Raw genomic sequence first — 20,861 nt, forward strand, 5'->3', positions numbered from 1 at the left:
CGGCTGCGCTGGGTGTCAACCGTCGGCATGCTTTGAAGCATTCTCAATCAACCAGTCGAAGAAACGTTGGAAAAGTGGATAATCGGCAGCGATTTCTTCCGGGTGGCACTGCATGGCAAGTATCGGTTTACCTTCATCGGACTCGACGCCCTCAATCACTCCATCAGTCGCATGGCAGTTGACTTTAAGCCCCCTGCCAATCTCTTTTATGGATTGATGGTGCCAACTGTTCACCGCCATAGACGTGGACCCGACTATACCGGCCAAAAGCGAACCCGGCACAATTGCCACATCATGCAAAAGCATTGGAGCAAGTCCTGCAGAAAAATGTTTTACTGAATCAGGGACTTGAGAGGCAATATCCTGGACCAATGACCCACCTAAGGCAACATTGATGACCTGAATCCCACGACAGATGCCCAGTATCGGCAGACCTAACTCCATGGCCGTCCGAACCGCCTCGAACTCCATCTCATCCCTGGCCGGGTCCTGCAGAGCGCTTTTCGGATGAGGCTGCTCGCCATATGCTGTCGATATGACATCTCCCCCGCCGGTGAAGATTATTCCATCGGCAGCTTCCAGCAATTTATGGATCGATTCCTTGTCGGCAATGTGCGGCATGAGTATTGGCGCGCCGCCTGAGCGCAGGACCGCCTTTACATAGTCAATATCACAGCCGGCCCATACGGTCTGGACCTCTTTGCGCGGCGTATATAGGTTCTGCCTTCCGGCTGTCAGAATTATGATCGGTTTGGACATTGCTGGACCTCTTTGCGTTGTTACCTTAGTATCTCACAGATGGGTGTCGCTAGTCCAGTTATGATAGGATCAGTAAATACACTTTTTGATCTCATCAATCATCGCATCAAGGTTTTTCTGTGGGCAGTAACCGGGAATATCGTGGGTCGAAAAAATATATCCGCCATTTACCCCGGCTATCTCGAATCGGCTGCGGACATGCTCTCGAACCTGCTCCACTGTCCCATCAGGAATCACACCGCAGTTGTCTCCGCCGCCATAGAGCATCAGCTTGTTTCCGAATTTGTCCGCAAACGTTTTCAAATCATTATAGCGAGGCTCCAGGGGATTACAGCCGTCGATTCCATACTCGACATATATGTCGAGCACAGGCAAGATGTAGCCGTCTGAGTGATAGAGGACCTTTTTGTTCGCCTCATGCGCTACGTCTATAATAGGCTTCATGTAATCGAAATGAAACTCCCTGAGATGCTTGGGAGATATCATTGCTCCATCGCGACTGCAGATGTCATGCGCAAGGTAGAGCGCATCTATGTCCGATGCGCACACTCGCTTTGCCGCTTCCACCATAACCGGCGTCACCCGGCTGAGTATATGATGAATCTCGTCGGCGCTGTCGTAGAGTTCCAGAAACAGGTTTTCCGGCATACGAAGAGGCTCGATTACAGCAAACGGAGGCAGCAGCATCGCAAATATTGCCTTGTCGGGATACTTGGTTCTTTTGGCCTGAATATCGGCCAACAAATCTGCCCCCAGCGGGTCGGGCATCGGGTAATCGGACACTTCCTTGAGCGAACTTACCATCGGCTCCAATTGCCAAGATGTTTTTCCGTCGAAGTGAGTCTTCATAGGAATGGAGGACCAGAACTTCATTATTGCAAATGCTTCAACAACATCTGCACCATAGTGAGTGAGTCTAAAATCAGCCCCCCACTTCTTGTCCAGCGCCGCCATTTTGTCGCGATCCATCCAAAAATTAAACGGCAATCGGTCAGGCAGTTCACCCTGTAAAACCAACTGCACACGCTCTCGCGAACTCATTTTCCCTGTCAATTTCCTAGAGTGCTCCCATTATCAAGCGTTTTGTATCAGAATATCGCGAGGTATGGTGGAAGTCAACCCTTTTTGCTAATGCCGAACTAACATTATCACAAAAATTGTGGCCAGGCTGAGATTGATCGCGTGGGCTGTGAAACAAAGCGGGCACAGTATCTGTATTTGAAAGACAAGAGTATATGCAAGATACAAGCTTACGACTGCAGATGCAACCGATACTGCCGCCAATATTTGCGGCAAAGGCCAGAACCCGAACATAAGTCTCATTCCTGCCGCAGCAAGTACCGCCCCGTAGAACGCCAGTCCGAACAAGCTGCTGGGCACGCCAAAAAATTCCGACTGAGGCGAACGTGCCACGGTTGCACACGTGCCGTGCCCATCGTCAGGACATAATGGAACTTCCGGGGGTTCGGCATCAGTGAATCCATAATGCACCATTACAAAATAGAGGCTGTCTGCGAAGCCAACCAGAGCCAGAATTATGACCAAGACTATAATTGCCATTTCACCCCTCCGCTACATGCATAGTTTACCCGTGATAACACACGTCATTCACACGATATATGCATATTGTGCAGGGTCTAGTTCATTCCCTCTACTGCGATCATGCGTATCGGCGAACCGTCAAGCCCGGCCAGAGGCAACCCGAGAGCTGTTATATACACTCTATCTTGAGTGATTTGATCCATGTTGGCAGCCGATTCGATCAGAACAACTCCATTTGAAAGCAGTGTCTTGTGGATTTCTAAATGATTCTCGCGATGCACCGACGGCTGCTCAAGAGCAAGCAGCGAGATCTTTCTTTTCGTCAGCCACAGCGCCGCTCCCGCGCTCAGTCCCGGAAAGCTGGTGAAAAAACTCGGATCGCCGAAACGTCTGCCCCAGCCGGTCTTTATGAGCACCCTTGAACCTTCACTGACTCTTTCAGCATATGCGTCCAGATCGGCAGACGTTATCTCTGAGCCGTCAGTCTTCTCCCCCACGTCCAGTACTTCAGCCCAGCCGACCATTGCCTCAAGCCTTAGAGAGTCTATTCCACGATCGATGTGAATGCAATGCGAAGGTGCGTCCATGTGCGTTCCGGTATGCGTCCCCATAACAACCTCGGTGACATTGTATCCGCCATCCTTGATTGTATGTACACGGTTAAACCGGACTTGTGGGTCGCCCGGGTAGACAGGCATACCGGCCGTTATTTTGTATGAAAGATCGATTATACGTTTCAAAATGTTCGCTTCCTTTGGCTGATGTGGCAAATATAGTCAAGTATACCCGGAAAGACGTCTATCGCCAAATATGCCGGTTTTGATAATTGCAGGCTCAAATGCTCTACAGGAGAGAGCGGAACACGCCGAAATATAAGTATGAGTCGATAGTATGAACCGGAGGTAGCTCTGTAATGGCCTCTGACAAAGGCGCTCCCAAGGATGGTATGGACGAACGCCTCGCCCAGGCGCGCGACACCGCGCTTCAGGACGGGGAAGAAATTGTTGCCCAGGAGACTGGCGACCAGGGCCAGGCCATCGTAATTACAAATTCCCGAATCCTTATAATCAAGGCAGGACTGACCGCAACTGGCACCCTTAACGGACTGAGTGTCGGCGAGTATGCATACGCCGATGTCATAAATGTTAATGTGCGCAAAGGCCCAATGGGCGCAGTCATTCAAATACAGACAGACGGCACACCAAAGACAAATGTATCCGGTCCGCCGGATAATGTCATTGTTTTCAGCGGCGATCAGCGGGTCACAAAATGTGATGCAATAGCTGAAAAGATAGAGTCCGCAATCGGGAAAAAGGTGGAGCGTATAGAGCCTAATATTGGTAATAGCGCTCTGGCAACTGAAACAAAACCTGTTGAAGAAATAGCGGATATCGAAGCACCCAAAGACGACGCCGAACAGACACCAAAACCAATGAAGGGCGGCCGTCAGGCAAAGTCATTGGCTGAGGAAATGTTCGAGGAGATGACAGGTGCTCAGACCGAAGAGGCTAAACCTGAACCGGTGGTTGTCGAGTCTGCTGCCGTAACGGACAGTGAACCTGACGTCAAACCGGTGGAAGAGCCGGTAATAGAACCCATAGCCTCAGTGCCTGTGACAGAACTTTCGGTTGAGCCTGAAGCAGTATCAAACACAACTGACGAAGAGGCTGTCTATAAGAGCGTTGAAGAACTGGGCTACGAGACGTCGGCAGAAGAAATCAATGATGAGCAACCCGACGACGAGACTTTTCGCCCAAATCCAAACCTCCCAAAACCGGTCAAGAAGAGAAACAGGTCTCGAAATTCATTCGTATTGATCGGCGGGCTGATGCTGCTGGTATTGACCGGTGTGGCGGTCACAACACCTCTGCGAAATCCGAAGCCGGTGCCCAAGGTCGAGATTAATGTTGACAAGCTCACACGCAACGCTAAGGCTGTGCGACTGCAGATTAGTGAAATAGATGATTACCGCAGCAAGGTCGTAGACGCACTTGTCGCATCCGATAAGGAAGCTGCATCGCTCTGCCGGTCGGTTCATTCAGGACATCAGGCAATAGTTGCTGCTGCGGGCAAAAATGCATCAGAGGAAGCCTGGCAAAATCTCACCAAACTAAAAGCGCCCTCCGGGCTTGTGGATGCGCAGGATAATATTGTCCTTGGTGCGTTCACACGCAAGAATGCCGTGGCGGCTGCTTTGAGTGTCGGGACTGTTAATGCAGAGAGCATCCTGAAACGTCTAAATGAGGCTGACGGAATCATCAAGAAGGCACTCGAGAGCATCGACAAGATGAAGTCTGATCTCAACAAACAACTTCAGCCCACACAGGAAAAATCGGCTGCCGAGTAATTTGGCTTCATCTGCTATTTTTGTGAAATAGACTTCTCAGGTAATCGAGTCTTGCACGGCTGTCTGGCAGGCCGTCCTGTTCGTGAGCAATAGTCATTTCACGCTCTGCTTCGATATATCTGCCAAGGTTATAAAGGCTTGTGGCTTTGTTGAAATGTACTCTGCCATAGTCGGGAGAGAGCTTTTCAACGACTTTATATGCATCGAGAGCCTCGTAATGCCGGCCAGATACAGCAAGGGCATTTCCAAGTTCGTAGCATGCGCCTGGGTCAAATGGAGTCAGCCTGCAGGCAATTTTGAACTCTTCCGCTGCCGCGGCAGATCCGGCTGTGTTATATGGATCGGTGAGCAGCGCCTCACCTCTGGTAAGGTATATGCTCGATCTTAGCTCAGTCAGGCTCGACCATCCGATTATCAGCAGCAGTGCACATACCGCCGATATTGCTGCAAGCAGAAATGTACGCTTGGATTTTCTCACCGGCCGCCAAAATTCACTTTGCGCATGCATAGAAGCCAATACGGCAAGCAAGATGTAATAATAAGCCGTTTCGCCCGGCACTCTCGCAGACCTGCCGACCATATTCGCCGCCAAAAAACCGACCATACCCGCCAAAAGCGCAATCGCAAGCCGCTTATCGTTAAGTGATACGTCTTTTTGTTTTTGTAGGACCAAAATAGCCCATGCGGCGGCTATCGGCATCGACAAAAATGCAACCAGACCAATTATACCCAACTCGGCAAATACCTCCAGGAACTCGTTGTGGGCATGTGCAATAATGACCGGGCCATTTACTGACGGGTCCCTGAGGATGTTTGCATAGCAGGAATGAGGTGCATTCTGAGGTGCATAGATGCCGAAAGTCCCTGCTCCTTTTCCCAATATTGGACTACAGCACCCAATATGCAAAGCAGTCGTCATCAGGCCAAGACGTTCGCTGTTGCTTGCGTCCGATGCGGAAAATGCTCTCGCAATCACACCAGTGGGCGAGAGAGTGGGACACCAGTGCAATGAAGCAAATTGATATGCACCGATAAGAACAACACACGCCACCGCAAACTCTGCGAGCTTTTTCTTTTTGTCGGCAGCAAGCAAAGGCCATGCTCCAACCAGTGCGACCAAAAGAATGGGCACAACGCCGACCCAGGCGATTACGGTGGAAGTAAACAACAGTGCCGGCGCGCCGGTGAGCAGTGCCGCAATCCCCGCAGAACGGAATGGATGTCTCTTCTCAAAAGCCGCCCAGGCTGCAAGAGGCATTACAGTAAGAAGATAGGCCGCCAGGTATGTGGGGTTAAACCATGTTGAAGAGACAGCCGACATGTTGCCCCATGGCAAGCCGCCAAGCCTCTCATATATTCCTGCCAGCGAGACAGCAGTGCATCCCAAGAGCAGCGTATATATCAGCTTTGCGCGGGTGCGTTCATCTGTGAGAATGAGTCTTGTGGTGAAGTAAAGCATCGCGTACAGTATGCCTGATCGCATTGCGATTACGGTCTGGCTGCGATAGTCCGAGTATATCCAGGAGGTGCACAACACAAGTGTATAAATGCCCACGCAAAGGTCAATCGCACTATAGCCCAAATGTATATGTTCGCCTCTGGCATATCTTGCAAAAAGCAGAAAGTTTATCGCTATCAGCCCTGCAACAAGCAGAACCGGCTTTGCCAGGTTCGCATTATTTGCCGTTGGCCAGAAAACTAGTGCAAGCACACCAAATGTAAGTGTGAGCACCCATCTGCCTGCACGTTGATATATGCTTTCATCTGGTGTTGACTTGATCTTGCGCCGCATTTTGGATCACTAACCCGGATTACACACTGCCCGCATAATCCGGGTCTCCGAGAGCATCATTCACGAGGAACGTGAATAATGCGGGCTAAACAGCGCCCGGATATTAACTGCCGGGCGCTATTCGTTATATCCAACTGCTGCGCTTTTTAACCACTACCTGCCGCCGGCTGCTTTCTCGCTTATTACTTCAAGCTCACTGCGGATCTCCCCAACCCCTAGAGCTTCCGAAGCTATCTCAATTGCAACCTCGCGTTCCTGAGAAGTCTTGACACTGCCTCGCAATGTGACATTTCCTCTCTCGACAAAGACCTCAATATGCTCAGGGTCCAGCTCATCACTTTCTGCTAGCATTTCTCCTATTTCTTCGGCAAGCTGCGAATCAGAACGATAGTGCTCTACGCTTGCGGGGCCTTGCACACCCGCATGCTCCGAAGCCATTGTCACCCTGTCCATTGCAGGCGGATGAACTGATGGAGACGTCTCTTGCCCAGCCTTGATTTCTTCCTCTGTTTCAGCAAGAACTATAGTCTCCTGCTCCATTGTCTCCACAGGTGCTTCCCATTCGTAGGGAAAAGTCTGTTGAGCGACCGATGATTCCCAAAAAATACGTATATCCTGCGGAAGCTGGTGGGATATTGACTGGGCCGCACCCTGCGTTATCTGTTCGTGCATAGACATAAAGACTGCCTTTGTCACGGTCTCGGCCTGAGAAATGTCGTCAAGCCCGAGTTTTTGGGCTACGCTGGCCAAGAACCCGCCTAAATCAAAACGTTCGCCGCCCATAACTTTTCGCTGCACATGCTCGAACACATTGCTTTCCCAAAGGTCCTTGAGTTCCTTTGGCAGCTGGGCTGCCACGTTATCGCCGCCTTCGTGAGAAATACGTGCTCGCAAGGTCTCGAACACTGCTTCGCTTGCACGTTTGGCACTATTGTTGTCTATAAGGCCGGCACGCTGCTTGACTTTCTTCAGAAATTCTTCTGTTTGCATCTATCTCTCCTATCTCTTGTTCCCTACTACCAATTACCTGATCGTGACACCCATATCAGCAAGCCAGTAGTCCGTGGTGGTTATGCCTCTAAACCTGACCGCACCCCTGCCGCCTCCAAACCTGACTTCACCTGAATATGCCGGCCTGCCGATTACCCCAAGTGTGCCATAATCGCTGATATATTCCGGGATGTAGCCTGCAGATACAGAAAAACGTTTGAAAGGCCTCACGATGAAGCCATACTCCATGCCTTTGAACTGGACTATGCCTCTTTCATTGTCCGAGGCTGCATCGAATTTTGTGCCACCCAGGTGCTTGACAAGTGTTTCCCATTTTTCATCGTCACCACGCGCCTGGTTCCAACGATAACCAGTATAGACGGCAAAGCCTTTGCAAAGGTCAACTCGCAGGCGACCATTAAGGCTTTTGATCAACTGATCCGCGTTCAAACTATCCCCACTCTGACTGTCAAGGTTTCCTACTCCAGTCACGCCGCCGTCCAACTCAAGCGAAATAGCCTTATAGAGCCTTACCGAACGCTCATAACCAAGTCCGAATGCACCGTAGCCGACTGTCTGTCCGGCTGCATAGTAGTAGAGTTTTAAATCCTGATCTGACGGCGGTTTGTAAAACGGAGCAGGTTTTACTGCGGCGGGAGGATCAATACTGCTGGGAGCCGCACCCGCATTAAAGGAGTTTACATACACTTTCTTGCCTGCAGAGACGGCAACCGCATCCATCGTGAAATAAAGTGCTCCCGTCACGTCATAAGGAGGAGCATCACCGTTGCATTTTTGGGCGATTGCCAGCCCTGCCACACTATCGCCATCGCCTTTCAGAATAGTCATCAGTGCTCGCGGATGGACCGGAACGGGGAAGCTGGCAACAATAACATCGTTGCTGACTTGATATACCTCGCCCATGACTCGCTCGGCATCAGCCGGGCAATATGGGGCAAACAAAAGAACGATCAGACACATTGCACAAATTACTGTGTGGCGCATATTTATCCCTCCAGCTGATAATACGCCCACGGTGAAAATGCCGACCGAACTCGCCCCTTGCCGACATAAAGTGCCGGCGTTTACTTGTTCCCGCCCTTAGGAGAGGCTAAACCAGTAAAAAAACGGCGGAGCCAATAAGCTCCGCCGTTATTCATCGTGGTATGCCCATCACTGGCTATGGGCTGGGAGTGAAGTCGGTCATATCGTTGACGAAGTCTCTCGGCACCAACAGCCTGACAACATCACCAGTAGGACTCTGGATTGCCTTGAGAATACCTGTAACTGCCCAGAAGCCCGAAGGCGTCAGGAAAGCTGCGACTTGGAAATAAAGTGTATGGCTACCATCGTGATATCATCAACTTGATCCGGCGCCTTTATACACTCCATCATACGCTCTCCCCAACTGGATATGCTGCTTCCGGCAACTTCTTTCAAAAAGCCCTGGAACATCTCCAGGCCTTCAGTTTTTGAAAAGGCGTCTGTGACTCCATCACTGTAGAGGACAAGCACATCTCCGGGTTCCAAAGTTATGCTACGCTGTGCATATTCTGCAGCTTCCAGCACTCCCAAAGGGATATCTGCTTGTATGCCGCTCAAAACCCCACCATCGGGTTTTACAACCATAATGGGCATATGGCCTGCATTGAAATAGCGGAACCGGCCAGTATTTACCGCCAGAATTCCATAGGTCATGGTTACGAATGTTTCACTTGTGGTGACAGACAGAAGGTGATAATTTAGGTCTGCGGCCATTTTGGACAGGTTTTCATTGTAGTGTTCGTATATGCCATACTTGGCACCCGATATCAAGAGAGCGGCTGGGACACCCTTGCCCGCAACATCAGCAACGCCGATCCCAAGTCGATCATTCTCAATAGGGAAGAATTCATACAAATCCCCACCGACTTCCCGCGCCGGGTTATACAGCACCGATATCTTCATGCCATTAATTTCAGGGATTTCCTGTGGAAGCTGGGCCTGTTGAACTTGCCTTGCCACTTCCAATTCTCGATCCATCGCTGCCTGCTGTGCCATTAATTCCGAGGCCGTTGAATCGAGAGCTTGGATGCGGTCACGCAGCGCACCAGTAATCAAGGCGATCAGAAACAGATATGGAAAAGTCTGTGTTATATCATCAACCAACAAAAATTCAGAAAGCGCCCAGTGCTTCAGTGAGGCCTGGACACACAATGAAACAATGCCTATTGCCAGTGCGCTCAACATCGAGCCTTGCGTGCCGAAAGTGACGGCAGCCGTGATAAGCGTCACATAATAGAGTGGATAAAACGGACTGGCAAGACCTCCGCTGTAGTATACGACCACCGTGACGAACAAAATATCGGTTGTCGTAACAACGATGTCGGATACACGGCCAAGACGCCTTCCAATGGTGAGAGGAAATATAAGTGTGCCAACGGCTATTGCAACCACTGCCCAGAATATCTCTGCTCGTTCAATTTGGACAGTTGCATACTTCAGTTGGGATTCAATAAGGACCCCAATGATAATCAGCCATCTTATAACATAAAGGCCGACCCTCACTCGTTTCGGTACTGCTTCCAGGCTCTCATTATCCACGTGCATCTGACTCCTGATTAGAGCATTACTCAAACATTCTTCCCATAATAACGACTATACTCTATTTGTTACGCAATTTTGTGGCAACAAGTTCAGGCATATAAGCTGGGTAATTTTGGGACACAAAAAATTTGCTCATGGTGTTGATGAATTACCTGGCCGAGTGCTATAATCCCTGATACTATAGACCTCGTTTCTTTCTACTTTTAGCTCACAAGATGGGTGAATGGTTTGACCGATAAGCAGCTCCAACTAGGTGAAGATGATGCTTTTCTTGCACTGCAGAATGCATGGCTGCACGCATTGGAAGTGCTGGAAATGCAGGTCAACAAGCCGTCTTTCGAGAGTTGGATAAAGACTGCCCGACCTCTGTCTATTGACGGTGGGTTGGTAAAGATAGCCACAAACAGCCGGTTTGCAAAACATTGGCTGGAAAGCAAGCATATCGGACACATCAAGGAAATTCTCGAAAGCGATCTGGGCACAAAGCTGAGCGTGCGTGTCGAGCTTATTGAGAGCAATGAGCCTGCCATACTCGCCGAAAAGCTGCCCACAAAACCAAAACCCAAGTCCAAAGAAGAAGATGAGTCGATCTCGCTGCCTATCAACAGCCAGTATAACTTCGAAAATTTTGTTGTCGGCCCCACAAACAGGCTTGCTCATGCCTGCGCTATGGCTATTGCCGAAAACCCGGGCAAGATGTATAACCCGCTCTTCGTCTATGGCGGACCCGGACTTGGCAAGACGCATCTGATGCATGCTCTGGGTCAGTCGGCAATGACCAACTTCCCGGGAATGAAAGTGGCCTATGTGTCTGGGGAAGCATTTACTTACCACTACGTAAACTCACTGCGTGAGCACAAGGCCGCCGAATTTAGGCGCAAATATCGCAGTATAGATGTCTGGCTGGTGGACGACATTCAGTTCCTGGTGGGAAAAGAACGCACCGAAGAAGAGTTTTTCCATACATATAACGCTATATATGAGATGGGCAAACAGATTGTGCTCACAAGCGACCGTGCGCCAAGGGACCTTAAGCTGGATACACGGCTGCTCTCACGTTTTGAATGTGGAATGATAGCCGACATCGCTCCACCGGACCTTGAAACCCGAATGGCTATATTGGAAACAAAAGCCGAGTATGAGAATATCACACTTTCCAACGATGTGATATTGTACATTGCGAAGCTCATAACCTCCAACGTCAGAAGGCTGGAAAGTGCGCTCATACAACTGCATGCATATGCTTCGTTGATGAAAACCTCGGTCACACCCACTCTTGCCCAGGAAGTCCTGAGCAAGCACTTTGGAGAAGAGGCGGCGCAGGTGATTGATGCGCAGAAAGTGCAGCTTGAGGTTGCGAAGAAGTTCAATGTGGAACTGAGCGATCTGAAAGGCAAATGCAGGAGCGCGGATATAGTTGTTCCCAGGCAGATCGCGATGTACCTTATCCGCGAGCTTACCAATTATTCCCTGCCGTCAATAGGCAAGGCTTTTGGCGGAAGAGATCACTCGACAGTGCTTCATGCATGCAAAAAGATCGAAGAGAAGATGGCTGAGGATAAAGGTTTCAATTCCATGGTCGCGGAACTTGAGCGTCAAATCAAGATGGGGAAAACCTGTTAGCTCAACAGGTAAACAAGCTGTGGAAAAAACTGTTCATTGTAATGTGGACTAATTATTTGTTGGTAACTGATGCTTTCTCCACTTTCCGGTCACCGTGAAACAGCCACGACCGGTATTTTGTCCACAGACATTCCTGAGCTTGTATTCCGCACGAAAAAAAGTGTTTTCCACAGTATCCACAACCCCTATTACAACCACAACAATTTTCTATATAATAATATTATAGAGTAATACGTTATCGAGCAAAGGAATGTTTCTGCTCATGGAGCACCCTTGAATTTGCCCGCATGTTTTCATGCATTTCGGCGCGTTCGCTTGAGTTATCTCTGAAAAACTTATCTTTCTTACACCTATGAGTCAATATAAAATAATCAATACTCAATCTAAAATTATAGATACTCATGCTCATTTGAATGATCCAAAGTTTGCTGAAGATTTGGACAAGGTGATCGAACGGGCAAACGATGCGGAAATAGGTGAAATAATCGTCTGTGGGTATGACCTGGCATCGAGTGTGGATGCTGTGTATCTTGCCGAGCGTTATTCTTGCATATTTGCCACTGTGGGAGTCCATCCTCACGATTCAAAAAGTTACGATGATGAGACGGCAAATAGGCTGATGGAACTTTCGGAGCACAATAAAGTCTTAGCAATTGGTGAAGTGGGATTGGACTTCCATTATGACTTTAGCCCGCGAGCCGACCAGTTCAGAGCATTTGAAGCTCAGATTGACCTTGCGGGAAAATTGGAAATGCCTATTGTAGTCCACAGCCGCGATTCAAATCCAGAGGCATTGCAGGTAATAAAGTCACACGCAGCGAATATCATTGGAGGAGTGTTTCACTACTTCTCGGGTGATGTCGACTTTGCAAGACATGTGCTCGATTTGGGCTTGTATATAGGCGTCGATGGGCCTGTAACATATAAGACATCAGAAGTGCAGCGGCAAGTCGTAAAATATTGCCCGCTTGATCGAATTCTGATTGAGACCGACTGCCCTTATCTGGCTCCTATACCAAAGCGCGGCAAGCGCAACGAACCTGCTTACGCGCGAATTGTGGCAGAGGAAGTGGCACGGCTAAAGGGAATATCAATCGAGGAACTGGCCGAAGTTACAACACAAAATGCACGGAGGTTGTTTTCAGAGAAACTGAACGCAACTTTTTCGGGCTCTTAGCTCTACACTTTCTGCTGTGAGCTATGTAAAGGAGGCTGTAATGAACAATCGAAACCGTCGTCTCAGGCCGCTCGGCATTACGGATATTCTGGACGAGACAGTAGACCTCTACAAGACCAACTTTGCTCTCTTGATCGGTATCTCCGCCGTGCTTTATGTGCCGTATATTCTTTTATCCTCACTTCTGCCTCAGCCGAAAGATGAAGCAATGTTCAACCCATATAACTGGTTGGGGATTGCGATATTAGGTGTGCTGTTTTATGTGGTTATAAATCCATTGGTCACAGGTGCGCTGACTTTTGCGATATCGGAGAGGTATCTTGACAGACAGACGACGATTTCTGATTGCTACAGGCGTGTTTCGAGGCCGGGTGTGTTATTGCGGTTTATTGGTGCAACGGTTATAACGGGGCTTGCAATATTGGGCGCATGCCTGCTGCCGATTTTAATGATCGGAGCATCTGCGGCACTGATGGCTTGGCTCAAGACCGGTATGGCAATCGGGATCGGAGCAATACTAATAATAGCTGGTTTTGCTGCGTTTATTCTGCCTATATGGTTGGGTTTGAGGTTCACCCTTGTGTCGCCCGCATTTTTTATCGAGTCTGAACATGCTATGTTGGCAATAGACAGGAGCTGGCGTTTGATGAAAGGCAATGCTCTGAAGGCGCTTGGCCTGCTTGCCATTGCCGGGATAGTTGTGGCGGTGATACAGGGGATAGTGGTGGGTCCGGTAAGTCTTTTGGCTGCTTTCAGCTCAAGGGGTGGAGCCGATCCGAATTGGTGGATGACGGCTATCAGTGCAATTCTAAACACAGTGGTAAGCACACTGCTGCTGCCTGTGTCATCGATAGTAATGATTCTGCTTTACTACGATGTGCGGATCCGCAAAGAGGGCTTCGATCTGGAGCTTCTGGCAAATGAACTCGATCAGAAGACTCGCGAACTCTCTGCGCACGATATTACCAGCCTGCCTCAGGAACAGACATATCCGTCTGTCGAACCGGAGAAGCGGGACTGATGACCAAGGTCAGGACAGAAGAGTCGCGAATTCTTCCATTGGGCAGTATGGAGATACTCACTGTAGCGATCACTCTGTACAAATCTCATTTCTTGCTGCTTGCTGGAATATCCGCTGTGGTCAGTGTTCCTTATTTTATCTTATACTATGCGCTTACAGATGTTGGATGCAATTCTACTATAGCCTACATGTCTACTTTTATAAGAAACCCTATTTTGAGTGCCGCCCTTGTCTTCGCAGTTTATGAGACGTGCCTTTCAAGAGAGGTGTCAGTAATCAAAAGCTATCAACACATATTGCACTCATCACTTGTATTGCCACTTATGGGAGCTTATTCGATTCCTTTTGCCCTATGTATGTTGCTTATGTGGGTAGTGTCTCTAGACATTTCAAAATTAGTTTTTTGCATGCCGGCAATGCTGATATATTTTCCGTTTATGATCTACGTAGGCATTCGCCTTCTACTAATTGTGCCGATATGTGTGTTGGAAAGAACCGGCGCCAGAGCAACACTCACAAGAAGCTGGAACCTTATGAAAGGCAGCATGGGAAAAGCGTTTTGGCTGTATGCAGCAATTTTATTTATGTTCGGCGGAGCTTATTGCATACTATTGCAATTTGGACATATGCTATCATCCACAGGGGATAATATGCTGACGAATACAACATTGGGACATGTCATTACATCTATTATTGGCCTGCTAATAGCTCCGGTGTTTACACTTACAAATGTCTTCCTTTATTATGACATCCGTGCCAGACAAGAAGGCTTTGATAAGAAGGCGCTCTTGACTAAGCTCGACAACAATTTCGGTGGAGTCGGACAATGAAGCGTCTTGCCGCCATACTAATGCTGCTTCTGTTTGTGTACGCTTCGTCTTGCACTGCACAAAATACCATTGCATCAGAGAACAAAGGCATTTCCAACAAGACGGAAACTGTCAATCCATCTGTAATAAGCCGCCAAATCAAGCAAATTTTATCCCAGCCCGAATACAATCGAGTCTACGCCAAAGATAGTGTGCCTAAATGGTGGAAGGACTTTTGGAAAAAGGTCATAGATGTGGCGGGCAAGTTTTTCGCGTGGTTTTACAGATCGATTAGTCTGCACAGTGAGCAGGCGGGCAGGCTGACATCGTTTGTATTCGCATGCCTTGTTATAATAGCGTTTTTTGCGCTGCTGGCTCTGATAATTAACAGGATATCTCGCGGCATCAGGACAAATGTCGAGAGTGGTATTGAACTAGACTCGGGCGACTATGATATCCTATCGTCACGTCCGCTTATATCCGAGGCGCAAAAGCTGGCGGATTCGAGTGACTGGCGCGGGGCATTTCGGTGTGTGTATCTGGCCTCTATATCGCATTTGGATGAGATAGGCGTGCTGAGGTATGAGAAGAGCCGGACAAACTGGGAGTATCTGGGTGAGCTGGACAAGAACGGCAAACCGGATATCCGCGATCAACTCCGGCCTTTGACTTCTGACTTCGACCGCAAATTCTATGGGCGCGAGAGCTGCGACAAGACTGACTATCTTAACGCTATGGCCGTATACGAGCGCATCAAGTGCGAGGCGGCGGTATGAAAAAAGATTCGATGATTATCATAGTCCTGCTTGCAATGCTGGTTATAGGCGGGATATTTATAGCAAACCCGCAAAAGCGCGAAGAGTCAAAGATCAGCACAACATATAATGCCGACCCGATGGGTGTAAAAGCATTTCACACTCTCCTCAATCGGGCTGGATACAATGCGGACAGGCTTACCAGGCCATACACCGAACTGCCGGACAACACAAGACTTTTGATTGTCGTCCAACCTCAAAATGGCAAGTTTTCCAGTAGCGCCACTGCTTCGGGGATATCGTATAAAGAGCAGGAGTATCTTGCCAAATGGGTCAGCCGCGGTGGAGTCGTAATTTTCCTGGCAGATGACCTGAATGGTGTTCCTGCATCTTTCGGCTCTACACACAGACAAGGTAAAGGCTATATATACGCATATCCTTCCCGGAAGATGATTACAAACAAGGGCATGCGCAACTCCAAAAATGCAGTCGAGCTTATTGATATCATAAACAAACACACTGCCAAAGGTAATTTGATCTTGTTCGACGAGTATCACCACGGCGTTATAGACTCCAAGCCTCTCTGGTCATATATCAGCAGACAAGTATGGATCGCAATTTGGATCATTGTATTTGCCGGGGTCCTGCTCATCTACAGCAGGGGCAGGCGGTTTGGGGCAGTGAGAAACATTTCGACTGACGAAAATGTGAGACCCGGGTTTGAATATGTAGAGTCCGTGGCCAGGCTCTACCGGCGCTCTCATGCGTCAGATATGGCCGCAGGGATACTGTGCGATTCGTTCAGGCAGAGCCTGTGTGCAAAACTGGGAGTCTCAGCAGATGACAAAACAGACAGGATAGTTTTCCGCCTGTCCGAAGAAGTGGGCAGCGAGACTGTTGGCAGAGCGGAAAAGCTGCTTACAGGGTTGCCGGCAGGAGAGAGCCTTACCGAGGAAGAACTTGTCGATATAGCTGTAGAAGTCCGTAGACTGGAGAAGGAGCTTGGCATTGGAAATTAATGTTTCTGCAGTAACACAAACGGCTGATAGAGTGCGAAATGAGATGGCGAAGGTGGTGGTCGGCCAGCGGGAAGTGATCGACCAGATGCTGGTGGCGCTTTTGTGCGAGGGGCATGTGCTCCTTGAAGGTGTTCCCGGGATCGCAAAGACACTGATGGTCCGCACCCTGTCACTGGCTATAAAAGCAGACTTCAACCGCATTCAGTTCACCCCTGACCTGATGCCTTCTGATGTGATAGGCACAAACGTGTTCGATCCTTCTTCCGGCGCTTTCAAGCTGCGCAAAGGCCCTGTGTTTACCGGCCTGCTCCTGGCTGATGAGATAAACCGCACACCACCCAAAACTCAGGCAGCACTACTCGAAGCCATGCAGGAGCGGCGCGTTACCATAGACGGCGAAAACCATACACTCGACCCGATATTTACAGTCTTTGCGACTCAAAACCCTATCGAGTATGAGGGCACATACCCCTTGCCGGAGGCTCAGCTGGACAGGTTTATGTTCAAGACAATAGTCGGATACCCTGCGTATGAGACTGAGATAGAGATGCTCTCGCGATGTAACTCCGGTTTCAGGTCTGTCAATATAGAGCAGGCCGGTATAGAGCCTGTGATCGATATAGAACAGATATCGCATCTGCGCAAGATAGTATCGGATGTCAATGTCGAGCAGCCGGTTGTGGACTATACAGCCAAGCTGGTTCGCAAGACCCGCGAAAACCGCAACCTGGTCCTTGGCGCAAGCCCAAGAGCATCGATATTTCTGCTGCTCGGCTCGAAAGCAGTTGCGGCAATGAGTGGCAGGTCATATGTAATACCGGACGATATCAAGCAGCTCGCCGCACCTGTATTAAGACATAGACTGATCCTCCGCCCAGAGGCCGAGATAGAAGGCCTCACACACGACAGAGTGGTTGAGTCCACAGTCTCAGAGGTCGAAGTGCCGCGGATTTAGTAATTGATATTGAGTATTTTATATTTTGTTTTTATGCCTCCAGGAAAGATTCCTGGAGGCATATGTTTATTATTGCCCATTCGGTCATGTATCGTACCGTTGTCTATACGGCAAAAACCTCACTTACTAGAGAGCGTATCATATATTTAGCCATGAGACAACAAAATATATCATATTTAATAGTATAAAATATATTTAATATAAACTCCACAATAAGTTACTTTTGGTATATAATGCTGCTTAATGCATGTGTGCTAAACATGCAATTGTTTGATTATCAAAGGAGGGAAATGAGAAATGAACTACGGAAAGTGTTTTTTGTTTGTTGTATTGCTCTGTATGTTTGTCGTTACAGGTGTTGGGGCAACTGATTTCTACATGTTGCAGACGTCGGACACTCATTACATCGGTGGGATGATCTGCAACGGAAGCCGGGCATGCGTTCAGGCAATGAATAACATGCCGGGCATGTCATGGCCATATGGGACTATTGGAACTCCAACCGGACTGATTGTTTGTGGCGACTTGTGTGATGGCGGTGCTTGGGGAACAACCTATGCCAGCGACCTTGATGCGTGGTATACCAATCGCGATTATGAACACCAATGGAATGGGTTCGATTATAACTTCCCGCAATATGGAGTGCAGGGCGACAACAATCGCTGCAGGTATCCGAGCTATTCCGTGGGCGGCAATCACGACTACTGGAGATGGTGTGGTTACACACTGGGCACTTCGACCTATGTGGCAAATAAGCTCTATACCCGCCACGGTGGCGGCGTCTCAGGTGAGGGCAACAACTATTACGCATATAACATCAATGGTATTCGTTTTGTTGCGCTGGGTCGTTATCCGGATGCGACTGTTCGCAGTTGGCTTGCGTCCTACCTGGCGAGTATCGGCACGACAACACCGGTCGTCCTCTTTTTGCACTATGCGCTCAACGATGATGAAGAGTGGTGGAGTTATGCAGTTCGTGATGCGCTTGCCGATGTTTTAGACGGCTACAACATTATTGCAATATTGCACGGCCACACACACAACACCATGCATTACACCTGGGAAGGCTATGATGTGTATGATGATGGGTCGGCGACATATTTTGGCGGTATAAATGTTCTGCACATAACAGACGATACGCTGGAAGTGGCGCATTATTATGCCATATGTTCGGGCGGTGACCCGGATGAAACTGCCGGCGGCTATTGGGATGGCGGATATTTCACTTGGTCATATTCCAAGAGCTATTAGCCCGGATTATGCGCCCGCCGCATAATGTGGGTTAGCCGATACTTGATAAGACAAAAGACCGGAGTCTGATTATAGCAGGCTCCGGTCTTTCAATTACTTAATATAAAATATCAAATACTAATTTTTTTTGGGTTTGCCGTTGGCGGTGGCAGGGTCTTCATCGGTCTCTTTGGGTCTGTCTGTTCGGGTCACACAGATAGTGTGGAGCCTGCCTCCTTCTATTTTTTCAACCGTGAAGTCCAAGTTTTCATAGCTTATCATCTCACCTTCGGTAGGCTGCCTGCCGAAAAGATCGAAAACAAACCCGCCGATTGTCTCGTATTCCTCACTTAAGGGGATTTCGAGGTTCATTTCATCGTTGAGTTCGTCTATGTTCATGCGGGCGCTTACCTTTGCGTGGTCATCATCAATGACCTGAATAAGCGGTTCTTCGACATCGTACTCATCTCTGATCTCGCCGACAATCTCTTCCAACAAATCTTCCACTGTCACCAGGCCGGCTGTCCCGCCATATTCGTCTCTGACGATAGCCATCTGGATATTACCGCGCTTGAACTCTGCCAGAAGTTCATCTACGTCCTTGGTTTCAGGAATATAATAAGCCTCACGCATCACTGTTTTGATGTCCAGCAGGCGTTTATCCTGACGCAGAATCGGTAGCAGGTCCTTGGCATGGACAATGCCGACAATATTGTCTATGTTTTCCTCATAAATGGGAATGCGCGAGTGTCCGGTGGTCGTTATGATATCAAGCAGCTCATCGAGAGTGCTGGTGATGGGAGCTGCATGGATATCGGTCCGCGGCTTCATTACTTGACGTGCAACTGTGTCGGTGAAGTCGAAGATGGAATGGATCATCTCCTTTTCTTCGACCTCGATCACGCCTTCTTCTTCACCTGCCTCGACCAGCATTTTGAGTTCTTCTTCAGTGAGGACCGGCGCAGAGAAAGTTGCGCGCAGACCGAACGGTCGCACGGCGAGGTCGGCGAAAAATCCAACTATTTTCACAGCGGGCAGCATCAGGTATGATAACAAGCGGATCGTCCCCGCCACGGAAAGAGCAAATTTTTCTGCGCGCTGCATAGCCAGGTTCTTTGGCGCGATTTCGCCCAGTACTAGGGTGAAAAATCCTATCAACATCGTGATAACAAACACCGACACGGCGCGTGCAGTCGCATAAGATATGCCCAGCAGGCTGAGCCATCGTGCAGGATAGTCTGAAAGGTTCACGGCGGCAAACGCGGAGGCAAGGAATCCAACAAGTGTGATCCCTATCTGTATCGTGGCCATGAAGTTCGTCGGTTTGTCCAGTAGAGCCTGGACGACCTTCGCCTTAGCATCGCCCTCATCGGCGAGTTGTTTGATGCGCGTTCTTCTGACTGAAACCAATGCGATTTCGGCAGCGGAAAAGAACGCATTCAATAGCACCAATATGGCTATCAGTGCAAGCTGTGTAATAATACGGTTTGGGTCTTCGTCCACTTGTGTGTTACCCTCTATCCCAATGGAAAGACCGGTGAGAGCACAATATATACTACGCATGCAATTCCCGTAGCAAGCAATGCTCCGGCTATTACTTCCCTGAGGGTATGTATACCTCCTTCAACTCTACTTTGTGCAATTAATACAGCCAACAAAAACGCCATAATTGCTACGGCGATTTTTTGCGTCATGAACATTATGGTTGTTGCCAGGAAAAACCCTATAGCTGTGTGGCCGCTGACGACTCCGCCTTTTAGCAGTTTTCCCTTTCCACCCGCCACTTTCCACATGGTAATCATAACAGCAAGCAGCAGGAAAGTAACTACCATTATGGTTGTCCAGTCAGGTGTGTGCAGACCTATCTCACTGCCCATCATCTGAAGTCTGTCTCCACCTGGAAAGAGCAGGAAACCCACCGCCAGCGCGTTGATTGTGGTAATCAGAACTGCGCCCGCCGCTATATCTTTTGCGAATTTCGCCAAAGGATGATAGGTCTGTGTGACCAAATCGACCACAGCCTCGATAGCCGTATTAAACATTTCGGCCATGAGCACAAGGCTGATGGTAAAAAGCAGTATGATCACTTCTTCGCGACTGAGCTTGAATACCAGGCTGACAACCAATACCAGCACCAGCGTCAGAAAGTGAAAACGCATGTGGCGCTGAGTGCGAAATACATGCACCACACCTTCTATGGCATATTTGAACCCATTGGCAGGGTTTTTAAAAAGTCTCATCTATAATCCTATGCAA

Annotated in this window: 19 protein-coding genes; 9 read left to right on the forward strand and 10 right to left on the reverse strand. The window is 48.9% G+C overall.

All coding sequences use genetic code 11. The features are described from left to right. Positions 1 to 15: 15 nt before the first annotated feature. From LLG46_00940 to LLG46_00955, 4 genes are all read right to left on the reverse strand, one after another. Positions 16 to 759: a gamma-glutamyl-gamma-aminobutyrate hydrolase family protein gene (locus tag LLG46_00940; protein ID MCE5321861.1), complete on the reverse strand. Its 744-nt coding sequence runs from the start codon at positions 757 to 759 to the stop codon at positions 16 to 18. Positions 760 to 828: 69 nt separating this feature from the next. Further along, positions 829 to 1,800 (reverse strand): hypothetical protein, encoded by a 972-nt coding sequence (locus tag LLG46_00945; protein ID MCE5321862.1) that lies wholly within the window; start codon positions 1,798 to 1,800, stop codon positions 829 to 831. Positions 1,801 to 1,887: 87 nt separating this feature from the next. Then, positions 1,888 to 2,319 carry a vitamin K epoxide reductase family protein gene (locus tag LLG46_00950; GenBank protein ID MCE5321863.1) on the reverse strand — a complete coding sequence of 144 codons (432 nt, stop codon included), beginning with the start codon at positions 2,317 to 2,319 and terminating at the stop codon, positions 1,888 to 1,890. A gap of 77 nt (positions 2,320 to 2,396) precedes the next feature. Beyond that, positions 2,397 to 3,041 carry a cyclase family protein gene (locus LLG46_00955; protein MCE5321864.1) on the reverse strand — a complete coding sequence of 215 codons (645 nt, stop codon included), beginning with the start codon at positions 3,039 to 3,041 and terminating at the stop codon, positions 2,397 to 2,399. A gap of 173 nt (positions 3,042 to 3,214) precedes the next feature. Between LLG46_00955 and LLG46_00960 the strand changes: the two genes are divergently transcribed. Then, positions 3,215 to 4,648 (forward strand): hypothetical protein, encoded by a 1,434-nt coding sequence (locus LLG46_00960; GenBank protein ID MCE5321865.1) that lies wholly within the window; start codon positions 3,215 to 3,217, stop codon positions 4,646 to 4,648. Between the two features lie 7 nt (positions 4,649 to 4,655). Here LLG46_00960 and LLG46_00965 read toward each other — a convergent pair whose 3' ends face one another. The 4 genes from LLG46_00965 to LLG46_00980 form a co-directional block, all read right to left on the reverse strand. Next, a complete protein-coding gene (locus tag LLG46_00965; protein ID MCE5321866.1) occupies positions 4,656 to 6,440 on the reverse strand; it encodes an O-antigen ligase family protein in 1,785 nt (594 codons plus the stop codon). 153 nt (positions 6,441 to 6,593) lie between these two features. Beyond that, entirely contained in the window at positions 6,594 to 7,430 is an 837-nt protein-coding gene (locus tag LLG46_00970; GenBank protein MCE5321867.1) for a DUF2267 domain-containing protein, read from the reverse strand. Between the two features lie 33 nt (positions 7,431 to 7,463). Next, complete coding sequence (locus LLG46_00975; protein ID MCE5321868.1) at positions 7,464 to 8,435, reverse strand: hypothetical protein; 972 nt, start codon at positions 8,433 to 8,435, stop codon at positions 7,464 to 7,466. A 303-nt stretch (positions 8,436 to 8,738) separates the two neighbouring features. Beyond that, on the reverse strand, positions 8,739 to 10,046 hold the full coding sequence (locus LLG46_00980) for a SpoIIE family protein phosphatase (protein MCE5321869.1): 1,308 nt from the start codon (positions 10,044 to 10,046) through the stop codon (positions 8,739 to 8,741). 198 nt (positions 10,047 to 10,244) lie between these two features. Here LLG46_00980 and dnaA point away from each other — a divergent pair, with 198 nt between their 5' ends. The 8 genes from dnaA (at position 10,245) to LLG46_01020 (ending at position 18,626) form a co-directional block, all read left to right on the forward strand. Continuing rightward, positions 10,245 to 11,639 carry a chromosomal replication initiator protein DnaA gene (gene dnaA, locus LLG46_00985; protein ID MCE5321870.1) on the forward strand — a complete coding sequence of 465 codons (1,395 nt, stop codon included), beginning with the start codon at positions 10,245 to 10,247 and terminating at the stop codon, positions 11,637 to 11,639. 352 nt (positions 11,640 to 11,991) lie between these two features. Beyond that, positions 11,992 to 12,816 (forward strand): TatD family hydrolase, encoded by an 825-nt coding sequence (locus tag LLG46_00990; protein MCE5321871.1) that lies wholly within the window; start codon positions 11,992 to 11,994, stop codon positions 12,814 to 12,816. A gap of 40 nt (positions 12,817 to 12,856) precedes the next feature. Next, positions 12,857 to 13,837, forward strand: a complete 981-nt coding sequence (locus LLG46_00995) for a glycerophosphoryl diester phosphodiesterase membrane domain-containing protein (GenBank protein ID MCE5321872.1) — start codon at positions 12,857 to 12,859, stop codon at positions 13,835 to 13,837. After that, positions 13,837 to 14,667 (forward strand): glycerophosphoryl diester phosphodiesterase membrane domain-containing protein, encoded by an 831-nt coding sequence (locus LLG46_01000; GenBank protein MCE5321873.1) that lies wholly within the window; start codon positions 13,837 to 13,839, stop codon positions 14,665 to 14,667. The genes LLG46_00995 and LLG46_01000 overlap by 1 nt, the downstream gene beginning before the upstream one ends. Continuing rightward, on the forward strand, positions 14,664 to 15,422 hold the full coding sequence (locus LLG46_01005; protein ID MCE5321874.1) for a DUF4129 domain-containing protein: 759 nt from the start codon (positions 14,664 to 14,666) through the stop codon (positions 15,420 to 15,422). The genes LLG46_01000 and LLG46_01005 overlap by 4 nt, the downstream gene beginning before the upstream one ends. Beyond that, entirely contained in the window at positions 15,419 to 16,420 is a 1,002-nt protein-coding gene (locus LLG46_01010) for a DUF4350 domain-containing protein (GenBank protein MCE5321875.1), read from the forward strand. Before LLG46_01005 ends, LLG46_01010 begins: the two co-directional genes overlap by 4 nt. After that, positions 16,410 to 17,375, forward strand: coding sequence for a MoxR family ATPase (locus tag LLG46_01015; GenBank protein ID MCE5321876.1), 966 nt, complete (start codon positions 16,410 to 16,412; stop codon positions 17,373 to 17,375). The genes LLG46_01010 and LLG46_01015 overlap by 11 nt, the downstream gene beginning before the upstream one ends. 297 nt (positions 17,376 to 17,672) lie before the next feature. Further along, positions 17,673 to 18,626, forward strand: a complete 954-nt coding sequence (locus tag LLG46_01020) for a metallophosphoesterase (protein MCE5321877.1) — start codon at positions 17,673 to 17,675, stop codon at positions 18,624 to 18,626. 117 nt (positions 18,627 to 18,743) lie between these two features. Here the strand turns inward: LLG46_01020 and LLG46_01025 are convergent, their stop codons facing one another. Next, on the reverse strand, positions 18,744 to 20,168 hold the full coding sequence (locus LLG46_01025; GenBank protein ID MCE5321878.1) for a hemolysin family protein: 1,425 nt from the start codon (positions 20,166 to 20,168) through the stop codon (positions 18,744 to 18,746). After that, a complete protein-coding gene (locus LLG46_01030; protein MCE5321879.1) occupies positions 20,123 to 20,845 on the reverse strand; it encodes a diacylglycerol kinase in 723 nt (240 codons plus the stop codon). Before LLG46_01030 ends, LLG46_01025 begins: the two co-directional genes overlap by 46 nt. Positions 20,846 to 20,861 lie beyond the last annotated feature (16 nt).

It is taken from the genome of bacterium (genome assembly GCA_021371935.1).
Lineage (GTDB): Bacteria > Armatimonadota > UBA5829 > UBA5829 > UBA5829 > UBA5829.

What these genes read in the sequence shown, in the direction of transcription:
- LLG46_01010 (MCE5321875.1), top strand. Translation starts at nt 15,419, where the DNA reads ATGAAAAAAGATTCGATGATTATCATAGTCCTGCTTGCAATGCTGGTT.
- LLG46_00975 (MCE5321868.1), bottom strand. Translation starts at nt 8,435, where the DNA reads ATGCGCCACACAGTAATTTGTGCAATGTGTCTGATCGTTCTTTTGTTT.
- LLG46_00945 (MCE5321862.1), bottom strand. Translation starts at nt 1,800, where the DNA reads ATGAGTTCGCGAGAGCGTGTGCAGTTGGTTTTACAGGGTGAACTGCCT.
- LLG46_00960 (MCE5321865.1), top strand. Translation starts at nt 3,215, where the DNA reads ATGGCCTCTGACAAAGGCGCTCCCAAGGATGGTATGGACGAACGCCTC.
- LLG46_00990 (MCE5321871.1), top strand. Translation starts at nt 11,992, where the DNA reads ATGAGTCAATATAAAATAATCAATACTCAATCTAAAATTATAGATACT.
- LLG46_01005 (MCE5321874.1), top strand. Translation starts at nt 14,664, where the DNA reads ATGAAGCGTCTTGCCGCCATACTAATGCTGCTTCTGTTTGTGTACGCT.
- LLG46_00995 (MCE5321872.1), top strand. Translation starts at nt 12,857, where the DNA reads ATGAACAATCGAAACCGTCGTCTCAGGCCGCTCGGCATTACGGATATT.
- LLG46_00965 (MCE5321866.1), bottom strand. Translation starts at nt 6,440, where the DNA reads ATGCGGCGCAAGATCAAGTCAACACCAGATGAAAGCATATATCAACGT.
- LLG46_00950 (MCE5321863.1), bottom strand. Translation starts at nt 2,319, where the DNA reads ATGGCAATTATAGTCTTGGTCATAATTCTGGCTCTGGTTGGCTTCGCA.
- LLG46_01020 (MCE5321877.1), top strand. Translation starts at nt 17,673, where the DNA reads ATGAACTACGGAAAGTGTTTTTTGTTTGTTGTATTGCTCTGTATGTTT.
- LLG46_00940 (MCE5321861.1), bottom strand. Translation starts at nt 759, where the DNA reads ATGTCCAAACCGATCATAATTCTGACAGCCGGAAGGCAGAACCTATAT.
- LLG46_01025 (MCE5321878.1), bottom strand. Translation starts at nt 20,168, where the DNA reads ATGCGTAGTATATATTGTGCTCTCACCGGTCTTTCCATTGGGATAGAG.
- LLG46_01030 (MCE5321879.1), bottom strand. Translation starts at nt 20,845, where the DNA reads ATGAGACTTTTTAAAAACCCTGCCAATGGGTTCAAATATGCCATAGAA.
- LLG46_01000 (MCE5321873.1), top strand. Translation starts at nt 13,837, where the DNA reads ATGACCAAGGTCAGGACAGAAGAGTCGCGAATTCTTCCATTGGGCAGT.
- LLG46_00970 (MCE5321867.1), bottom strand. Translation starts at nt 7,430, where the DNA reads ATGCAAACAGAAGAATTTCTGAAGAAAGTCAAGCAGCGTGCCGGCCTT.